Here is a 9,457-nt window from a genome sequence, read left to right as displayed (position 1 = left end):
CTGCGCGACTACTCGATCCGCGTCATTCCGAGCAACCCCAATGTCGCCGTGCCGCTCGAAGCGCGGCAGATCCTTTGGAAGAACTGCGGCTGAGAGGCGCAGCCCTCGAGCGCGGATGAACGGCGCACGACCTTATCGGCAATTTCATGCTGGGGGATGAGGACCGGATTTCGCTCGTCAGCCTCAACCGCCTGATTGACGTCGGGGGGCGACTGGACGCTTGCCGAGAAGTCTGGCTTCTCCGGGCTGGATTTCTATACTGCGGTCCCGTTTATCACTGCCCATCATTGTCGATGCCCAAGCGCCGCCGAACGAGAAGTCGATATGCTTAAGCCAAGGCGCTCTCAACATCGGGCGGCCTGCTGCGTACGACGAGGCGGGAACTTCCGCTTAGGGTCGAAAGGACCGGTTCGCAAGCCGTCGGGCAATGCCCGCTGGCGCGATCCCTCCGTCCCGCCTACGGCGGCTTCGTCCCTGTTTCCGGCCGTCCAATTGCGGCCGCGAATTGCAGGTTGTTGCTTGAAGGAGACTTTCCGCCGCCGGATGGCGGACATGTCGTCTGGACTGGCGCGATCGACCAAAGGGGCGGCGTCTCGCCGCCAAGGAGCGCGCGACGCGCTCCCGTCGGCCCAGGCGCGCCGTTTGGGTCCGGCGGCGATTCCGTGCCATCGCTGTCCGGCGACAGCAATTCCGGAGACGGCGACATGGCGGAGCCCGAAAGCGACGGGACGCAGGCGAACGACAGCGGAGGCGCCCGGCGCCTGCATGTCTGGACGCGCCAGATCCTGGGCTCGATCGGCGGGCTGGTGCTGGCGACCGGCGTCCTCGGCACGGCGATCAGCGCCTATTTCCAGCAGCGCAACTGGACCTACCAGAAGCGCGCCGACAAGATCGACAAGGACGCCGCCGCCGCGATGACCGCGCTCGACGGCCTGAACAAGATCGTCGACGAGAAGTTCCTGTCCACCTACGAACTCGACGACGCCGTGAAGAACCGGGCCGAAGGCGACAAGCTCGACGCCGCCGTGAAGCGGTTCTATGCGGCCGACAAGGCGTGGGAGCAGCAGCACCAGAGCCTCGCCTCGACCCTGGAGATCGTGATCGACTCCCAGTTCGGCATCGACGATCTTGCGGCGACCGCCGAGGCGCGGAAGGCGGACTGCACCCGCTATGCCCTCGACGGCTTGCGGCCGGGAGCGGCCGACCCGCTGCCGGTGCGCGCCGTGCTCGAGGTCGCCTACACCTGTCAGACCAAGCTGAAGCAGAGCATCGAGGCTGAACTGCGCGCTCGCGACGGCAACGGCGGGGCGTGGCCCGCCGCCGTCGCCGAGCCCGACCCCGGCCGGATCGGGCTCGGCCATGTCTGGCGCGTCCAGAACGTGCTGCAATGCCTGATGGTGCAGCGCGCGGTCGAGATTCGCGGCCAGCCCTTCGGCGTGTCGCTCATGCCGTTCGGCGAGCCGGAAGGAACCGCGTCGTACGCGCTGTCGGACAGCGATCGTGCGCGTGAGGAGCGCTGCATCGCGCCGTATCGCGACGACCCGACGTTTGGGACCGCGTCGCTGAAACCGACCTGATCGCGAGGGGCCGGCGCGAAGGGCCATTTGCGTTCGCCGCTGACAGGGGCTAAGGGCGGCGAAATCCATCGAGTCGGGCCTGGGGACTTCATATGAGCGCCGAAAAGGTAGCATTCGCGATCGCCGTGGCGATCTTCGCCGGCGGGTCGATCGGCCTCATCCTTCAGCGGGCGCTGCCGGAGAAATACACGACTGGCGGCCCGCGCGACATGATCGGCGCCGTGGTCGGCCTCTTGACGCTGCTGTCGGCGCTCGTGCTCGGCCTCTTGATCTGGACGGCCTACGGCGTCTACGCCGGGCAGAACATGGCGGTGCAGACCCTCGCCTCGAAGGTCTTGCACTTCGACATGGCGCTGGCCGACTACGGCCCGGAGGCGGATCCGGTGCGCAAGCAACTGCGCGACGGAGTCGGCAAGACGCTGGACGAGGTCTGGGCCGCCGACCAGAGCGACGCCAACTTCGCCGCCAACAATTTCGCCGCCGCGTTGCGCAACCTGCGTGCTCGCGAAACCCTCCTGGGCCAGCTTCACCCGACCACCGACGCGCAGACCCAGGCGCTGGCGTCGGCCAGGGCAGACCTGGAATCGCTTGGGCAGTCGCGGTTGCAGATGTCCTTCGCCCTCACGGCGCCGATCTGCTTTCCGCTGGTGTTCACCGTGGTCGCCTGGGTCGTCTTCCTGTTCCTGGGCTACGGGCTCATGTCGAAGAGCAGCGCGACCTCGGTGCTGGGCGTTGTGATCGGCTCGCTCGCGATGGCGTCGGCCTTCCTGATGATCCTCGACCTGTCCAACCCCTATTCCGGAATCTTCCGCGCCTCGTCTGCGCCGCTCGAACAGGTGCTCGCGGTGATGGGCAAGGAATAGGACGGCCACCCCGCGCGCGAGCTCGGTGGTCGCCCGGATTTGTCTTGCCTTTCGCCGGCGCAGGGGAAAGGTTGCGCGCCGCCATGACGACCCCGGCCGCTCCTCCCGCCGCTTCCGACCAGAAATCGCCGCTGACGCACCGCGGCGAGGCGCGATTCTGGCGCGTGAGCTTCGCCCTGTTCCTCTCAGGTCTGGCCACCTTCGCGGTGCTCTACTGCGTCCAGCCGATCCTGCCTGCTTTCGTACAGGCGTTTGCGCTGACGCCGGCTGCGGCGAGCCTGTCTCTTTCGGTGGCGACCGGCGTTCTGGCGGTGGCGATGTTCGGGGCGGGCGCTCTGTCCGACGCCTACGGCCGCAAGACGGTGATGGCCATTTCCCTGGTGGCCGCGGCGGCCGCGACGCTCGCCGCGGCCTTCGCGCCGAACTGGCCGACCTTGCTCGCGCTCCGCGCGCTGACCGGCCTCATGCTGTCGGGCGCTCCGGCGATCGCCATGGCCTATCTCGCCGAGGAAATGGACCGGTCCGCCGTGGGGCTCTCGATGGGTCTCTTCATCGCGGGCAACACGCTTGGGGGCATGGGCGGCCGGCTCGCGGCGGCGCCGATCGCGGAATTCTGGGGCTGGCGCTGGGCGGTGGGCCTGATCGGCGCCTTCTCGCTCGCCTGCGCGCTCGCCTTCGCCTTCGCCTTGCCGCGGGAGCGACGCGCGACGCCGAAGGCGGGCTTGGTCGCGATTGCGCCGGCCATCCGGATGCACCTCAACGATCCGGGCCTGCGCCTGATCTACGCGCTGGGCTTTCTCGTCATGGGCGCCATCGTCACCACCTACAACTACATCGGCTTTCATCTGGCGGCGCCGCCGTTCTTGCTCAGCCAGACGGCGATCGGCTTCGTCTTCGTCATCTACCTTCTCGGCGCCGTCGCGTCGGCGGTTGCGGGCGACCTTGCAGGGCGTTACGGCCGCAGGCAGGTGATTTTGCCCGCGGTCGCACTGATGCCGCTCGGCGTCTTCGCGACGCTGTCCAGCAGTCTCTGGGTGACCATCGCCGGCGTCGGGCTCGTGACCGTGGGCTTCTTCGCCAGCCATTCGATCGCGTCGAGCTGGGTCGGCCTGCGCGCCCAGAGCGCGCAGGCGCAGGCGAGCGCGCTCTATCTGTTCTTTTACTACGCCGGCTCGAGCCTCGCGGGCTGGGCAGGCGGCTGGGCGCTCGGGGCTGGCGGTTGGCTCGGCGTTGCGGTCTTTCTGGGCGCGCTGACCTGCCTTGCGTACCTCGTGGCGGCGCGGCTCAGGCGCGTGTCCCCTCCCGCCCATCTTCTGGCGCAGCCCGAACCGAAGCCGGATCTCCCGACTTCGTGAAGACTGACGCGCCCATCGGGAGGCCGCCGGAGGGCAGCCGTCGGCGAAAGATCGCATGCAGCCAGGGCGGCGCGTGGATCACGCTCATCAGCACATACATCGCCGTCATTCCTGTGAGCGGCGAGGCCTCGGGCGCGGACGAACAGACCCAATGCGCCGCGCCGCCGCCTTCGACGCCGGTGATGAGCGCCATGACCGCAAAACCCGGCGCGGCCGCGTAGCGCAGCCCGTCGGATGCGCGCAGAGCGGCTTCGCCGAGGGCGTCGCGGCGACGGGCGCGGCCGGCGCCGTCGTCGGCGATCGCTTCGCTCATGCTCCTTCTCCACAAGATCGAGGATGACGGCGCCTTCAGGCGCGCTCGTATTCGTCGTGGCGGCGCCACCACAAGCCTTGCTCGTTGCGCCCCTTGGGCGCCCGGTCGAGCCACTGGTACATGCCCCAGAGGCCGTCGAGTCCGCGCGAATACGACGAGTAGGTGTGATAGACGGCGCCGTCCTCGAGTGCGAAGGCGCTCATGCCGGGCCGCTCGCGCATGTACGTCGCCGCGTCCGCTCCGGTCGTCGCAGCATACTCGGCGACGGGTCCTGCGGCGGCGCGCGACGTCAGGGGCGCCGCGGGCCGGTAGTTGTATTCGAAGCCTCCCTCGCGCTGCTGCTTCTCGGTAATCGAGGCTGAGAAGTCGGCGTTGAAGTCGGAGCCGAACGACGACGCCCAGGGGAACGTCCAGCCCATCCGGCGCTTGTAGGCTTCGAGCTTCGCGAGCGGCGCCCGCGAGACCGCCCACAGCATCACGTCGTGGTGGGCCAGATGAATCGCGAAGCCGTTGAAGCCGTCCGCGATCGCCGAGCAAGACGGACAGCCGGCGGTGAAATCCGGCCCGAACATGAAGTGATAGACGATGAGCTGCGAGCGCCCTCGGAAGAGGTCACCGAGCGACGCGGCGCCCTCGTCGGTGTCGAACCGGTACGCCTTGTCGATCCGGACCCACGGGAGCTCCTGACGCCGCAGCGCGACCGCGTCGCTCCGCCGCGTCAGCTCCTTCTCCTCTTCCAGCAACGCGACGCGAGCCTTGAGCCACTCATCACGGGAAACGACCTGATTGCGCATTGTCGGCCTCCTGTCAGCGGGGATGATTTTGGGAAAACGATCCCCTCGCCCGGCGGGAGCGCGGGAGAGGGGACTGTCAGCGCTTAAGCCGGCAGACGCCGGTCGTAGTCGGCGCGCAGCCGCATCAGGGCGGGCCAGAACTCCTCGGATTTTTTGTTGGCGAGGACGTCGGCCAGGACGCCGAGGTGCGCATGCCAGCCGGCGCTGACGCCGACCAGCGTCTTGCGATCGGGCAGGCGACGGTGGACGAGGGTGAGCAGCACTGCATCCCCCTTCGGCTCGAGGTCGAAGGACACGTCGCCTGCGCCGTCCCAGGCGAAGGCGAGGCGGCGCGGCGGATCGAGCTCGGTGATCCGGCTCGCCATGCGATGTTCGGCGCCGAAGCCGGGCGGCCGCTCGCCGGCCGGGGCGGCCAATTCGTCGTTCCGCCAGACCAGCTCGAAGGGCGCGCCGACCTTGAGCTCCATGGCGCCCGCTGCGAGCCAGCGGCGGCGGAGATCGGAATCGGTGAGATAGGCCCACACGCGCTCGATCGGGCCGGGCAGTAGGCGCTGGATCTTCAAGGTGGCGGGCTCGATCAGCGCGCCGTAGTCGTCCGGCGTGGCCAGCATCGTCATCGATCGTCTCCTTCTTCTGGGGTGGATTCTCTTGGGGCGTCCGTCTCGTCTTTGGCGGAAGGGACGGACGCGCGGTCGCGGGCGTCCTCCTCGCGCAAGAGCCGCTCGAGAATGTCGAGCCGGCCGGTCCAGAAGCGCTCGTAGAAGCTCAGCCAGTCGTGGGCGCTGGCGAGCGGCCCAGGGTCGAGCCGGCACCAGTGCGTGCGCCCGCGCACCTCGCGCCGGATGAGCCCGGCGTGCTCGAGCGCCTTGATGTGCTTCGACGCCGCCGCCAGCGAAATCGAGAAAGGCTCGGCGAGCTGGGTCACCGTCCGCTCGCCGCCGGCGAGTTCCCGAAGCATCCGCCGCCGTGTGGCGTCGCCGAGGGCGTGGAAGACGGAGTCGAGCGGAGGCGTCTCAAATTCAACCATGTGGTTTAATGTGCGCGCGCCGCTTCGGAAAGTCAACCATCTGGTTGAATGACGAGGCGGGAATTTTCGTCGAGCCACGGCGTACGGCCGCGCGAGCCCTTCGCAAGCGTGACGGAATACCGCCGCGATCGCTGTAAACGCATTGCCCTTGCGATCCGTCTGGCGCCATGTCAACGACGCCGCCGCAGCGCGCGCTGCCGGGTTGGGGAGGTTTCGATTATGTGCCGCGGGTGTTTCAGCCAGATCCTTCTTCGCGACGAATTTTATTCCGGCGGCATCGCCGGCCTGCTGGGCAAGGCGGCGGGCATGCCCACCCGACGCGCGTTCATGGCCTATTCGGTCGGCGCGACCTCCGCACTGACCGCCGGAATGGCCGCGCCGGCCTTCGCAGCGGACGACGGCGCGGATCTCATTCTGCGCGGCGGGACGATCCGCCCGCTCCCGGGCGCGCCGGTCGCCTCGGCGATCGCGATCAAGGACGGCAAGGTGCTCGCGGTCGGGGACGAAAGCACGATCATGGGCCTCAAGACGGGGGGCGCCAAGGTCGTGGATCTCGGCGGCCGCACGCTGCTGCCCGGCCTGATCGATCCGCACCTCCACACGATCGCGGCTTCGCTGATCTACGAACTCATCGATGACGTCGGCTACGCGAAATATCCGACCCGTGAAAGCCTCGTCGCGCATCTCAGGCAAGAGGCGGCGAGCACGCCCAAGGGGCAGTGGATCGTCGGCGCCAATTTCGACAATCTGCTGCAAGGCGGCGATTTCACTCGCAACGAACTCGACGCGATCTCGACCGATCACCCCATCTTCATCTGGTACATCAATTTGCACGACGCCTGCGCCAACAGCGAAGCGTTCACAATCGCCGGCGTTGGGGAGGATGTCGGCGAGCTGCCGGGCGGAGGTCATTTCGGCCGTGGCGCCGACGGCAAGCTCAACGGCATGGTCTACGAGGAAAGCGCGATGCTAAAATTCGCGGTCCACTTCCTCGGCAAGATCACGCCCGACGTCGCGGCCAAGGCGGTCACGGACTTCACCCGGCATATCGCGTCCGTCGGCAACACGATGGTGCACGAGCCCGGCACGATCCGCTCGGACTGGATCGAGCCGTTCACGAAGCTCTCGAATACGCTTTCCTGCCGCACCAGCGCGAGCGTGATGTTCGACGACATCAAGGGCCTGACGCCGTGGCGCAACCTGGGCTTGGGCAAAGGCGCGCCCGTCGACAATTCCCTGTTCTCGCTCTACGGGGTAAAAATCGTCGGGGACGGCTCCAACCAGACCGAGACCGGGGCGCAGACCAGGCCTTACCTGAACTCGACCTCCAAGGGTTCGCCGAACTTCGACACGGATGAGATGAAACAGATGGTCGCCGAAGTGAAGGCCTTCGGCCTGCCGGTGCAGATCCACTGCAACGGCGACACCACGCTCGACATTGCGCTGGACGCGATCGAGGCGGCCTACGCGGGCTCGACCGACTTTGGCGTCAACCGCATCGAGCACTCGACGATGGCGCGCCCCGACCAGATTTCGCGCATGAAGACGCTGAACGTGCAGCCGAGCTTTTTGATGAACCATGTGCGCCTCTACGGCGCCGCCTATCGCGATGAGCTGTTCGGCCCCGAACGCGCCGCTTTCATGGATCCCGCGGGAGCGTGCGTGAAAGCCGGCCTCCCCTTCACGCTGCACTCCGACGGACCGTGCTCGCCGCCGGGCCCGCTCGCGCTCATCAGCGCGGCTGTGACGCGCCGCTGCATCATCGACAATTCCGTGGTCGGTCCCGATCAGGCCGTTTCGCTTGACGACGCGATCCGCGCCGTGACGATCGACGCGGCCCGCCAGATTGGGCAGGGCGATCGCCTCGGCTCGTTAGAAAAGGGCAAGGAAGCGGATTTTACGATCCTCGAAAGCGATCCCTACACAGTGAGCCCGGATGCAATCGCCGACATCAAGGTCAGCGAGACGTGGGTGGCGGGGCGGCGAATATTCGCGGCGTGACGCGAGGCCGTCCCCGGCCGTAACCATCAGGGGCCGAGCCGGCGCCGCTCGTACCCCGGCCCGAAGGCCCAACTTTGCCGGCCCACCCGCCGTGCGGAGCGTGCTAAACGTCGGGGCGTAGGATTCCTCCGCATGGAATGGCGCGACGAAGGTCTCGTGATCGGCGTGCGTCGGCACGGCGAGCGCTCGATGATTATCGAGGCGATGACGCGCGTCCACGGCCGCCATCTCGGCCTGGTGCGCGGCGGCCGCTCGGCCCGCATGGCGGCCGCGCTCCAGCCGGGCAACACGCTCGGGCTCGTCTGGCGCGCGCGCCTCGACGAGCACCTCGGCGCCTTTGCCGTCGAGCCGATGCAACTCCGCGCCGGACGGTTGATGGGCAGCGCGCTGGCGCTCTCCGGGCTCGCCTGGCTCGGAGCGCTCGCGCGCCTCCTGCCCGAGCGCGACCCGCACGAGGCGGTGTACGAGACGCTGACGCTGATCGCCGACCGTCTCGACGATTCCGCGCTGGCTCCGGCGCTGGTCGCGCGCTTCGAGGCGCGGATCCTCGCCGAATGCGGCTTCCGCCTCGACCTCTCCCGCTGCGCCGCGACCGGCGCACTCGACGACCTCGCCTATGTCTCGCCGAAGTCGGGCCGGGCGGTGAGCCTTGCTGCAGGCGAGGCCTGGCGCGACCGGTTGCTGCCGCTGCCTGCTTTTCTGCGCGATGGCGCACGGCTCGAGGCGCGGCCGAGCGCCGACGACATCGCCGACGGCTTCCTCACGACGGGCTTCTTTCTCCTGCGCGACGTGTTCGCCGCCCGCGGCGAACCGCTGCCCGACTCGCGCCGCGCCTTTCTCGCTGCGGCGGCGAAGGCGGCGGTCGGGCCGTAGAACGTCTGAAGAGCGCTTCGCGGCGCTCACTAGGCGCCTGCTCGGCGGTCACCGACGCGCGGGTGTGGCGGCGCTCCGGCGCGGTTTATCGGCTGCGCCGACGGCGCGGGCCGCCGAGGCAGATTGGCCTTAAGAGGGGCAGGCCTGATGACGTAGGGATACGCCTTAAGTTTTCGTTGTTTTCCATTCATCAATTGGATCAGGACGGGACCCGCGGCGGGGACAGGAGACTGTCTGCGCTGCAGAGCATTCTGCGCTGCAGAGCATAGAGATGCGCGGGTATCCTTGTGGGCTGGGGGTGGGATGCGTTGGTTGTTGGATCTGAGGCGGCAACGCTATGCGAGCCGCGAGGCCGAGGCGTATCGTCTGATTGCGTCGGCGGGCGCCGCCGCCCATGCGATCGCCCGCCGGATGGCGCGGGATGCGAACGACTTTTCAACGATGCGCTATTGGACTTCGGTCCAGGCGATTATCTTGCGCAAGAGTAGCGGATCCTTATCGGTGCGCCATCCGCCGCAGTCGATGATTTAGGCTCAATTCGCGTTAGCGAGGCATAGCCCGAATCTGTTCGAATCGGCCGCGTTCTGATGGAGGTTTTCATGGAGCACCGGGCCTGTCGGGCGAGGCATGTGGAGGTTGACGACCTGAGAGAAG

At 67.8% G+C, this 9,457-nt stretch carries 9 protein-coding genes; 5 read left to right on the top strand and 4 right to left on the bottom strand.

The genetic code is table 11. From position 1 onward, the window contains the following. Positions 1-704 precede the first annotated feature (704 nt). From ACLP25_RS11155 to ACLP25_RS11145, 3 genes are all read left to right on the top strand, one after another. Positions 705-1,577 (top strand): hypothetical protein, encoded by an 873-nt coding sequence (locus ACLP25_RS11155; protein WP_442469266.1) that lies wholly within the window; start codon positions 705-707, stop codon positions 1,575-1,577. A gap of 92 nt (positions 1,578-1,669) precedes the next feature. After that, a complete protein-coding gene (locus ACLP25_RS11150) occupies positions 1,670-2,440 on the top strand; it encodes a bestrophin-like domain (protein ID WP_442469265.1) in 771 nt (256 codons plus the stop codon). A gap of 83 nt (positions 2,441-2,523) precedes the next feature. Further along, on the top strand, positions 2,524-3,795 hold the full coding sequence (locus ACLP25_RS11145) for an MFS transporter (protein ID WP_442469264.1): 1,272 nt from the start codon (positions 2,524-2,526) through the stop codon (positions 3,793-3,795). Here ACLP25_RS11145 and ACLP25_RS11140 read toward each other — a convergent pair. The 4 genes from ACLP25_RS11140 to ACLP25_RS11125 form a co-directional block, all read right to left on the bottom strand. Continuing rightward, positions 3,725-4,108 (bottom strand): hypothetical protein, encoded by a 384-nt coding sequence (locus ACLP25_RS11140; RefSeq protein ID WP_442469263.1) that lies wholly within the window; start codon positions 4,106-4,108, stop codon positions 3,725-3,727. The two genes, ACLP25_RS11145 and ACLP25_RS11140, sit on opposite strands and share 71 nt — an antisense overlap. A gap of 35 nt (positions 4,109-4,143) precedes the next feature. Next, positions 4,144-4,902, bottom strand: coding sequence for a DUF899 domain-containing protein (locus tag ACLP25_RS11135; RefSeq protein ID WP_442469262.1), 759 nt, complete (start codon positions 4,900-4,902; stop codon positions 4,144-4,146). Between the two features lie 83 nt (positions 4,903-4,985). After that, the gene (locus tag ACLP25_RS11130) at positions 4,986-5,519 is read right to left on the bottom strand and encodes an SRPBCC family protein (protein WP_442469261.1); all 534 of its coding nucleotides are present in this window, start codon (positions 5,517-5,519) and stop codon (positions 4,986-4,988) included. Further along, entirely contained in the window at positions 5,516-5,929 is a 414-nt protein-coding gene (locus tag ACLP25_RS11125; protein WP_442469260.1) for an ArsR/SmtB family transcription factor, read from the bottom strand. The genes ACLP25_RS11130 and ACLP25_RS11125 overlap by 4 nt, the downstream gene beginning before the upstream one ends. A 219-nt stretch (positions 5,930-6,148) precedes the next feature. Here ACLP25_RS11125 and ACLP25_RS11120 point away from each other — a divergent pair, with 219 nt between their 5' ends. Further along, positions 6,149-7,930 carry an amidohydrolase gene (locus tag ACLP25_RS11120; RefSeq protein ID WP_442469259.1) on the top strand — a complete coding sequence of 594 codons (1,782 nt, stop codon included), beginning with the start codon at positions 6,149-6,151 and terminating at the stop codon, positions 7,928-7,930. A gap of 132 nt (positions 7,931-8,062) precedes the next feature. After that, positions 8,063-8,803 (top strand): DNA repair protein RecO, encoded by a 741-nt coding sequence (gene recO, locus ACLP25_RS11115; protein ID WP_442469258.1) that lies wholly within the window; start codon positions 8,063-8,065, stop codon positions 8,801-8,803. Positions 8,804-9,457: the final 654 nt, after the last annotated feature.

Origin of the sequence: Roseiarcus sp. (genome assembly GCF_052145395.1) — a bacterium.
GTDB lineage: Bacteria > Pseudomonadota > Alphaproteobacteria > Rhizobiales > Beijerinckiaceae > Roseiarcus.
Note: the sequence above shows the minus strand (reverse complement) of the source record. Positions and strands in the feature narration are given on the sequence as shown.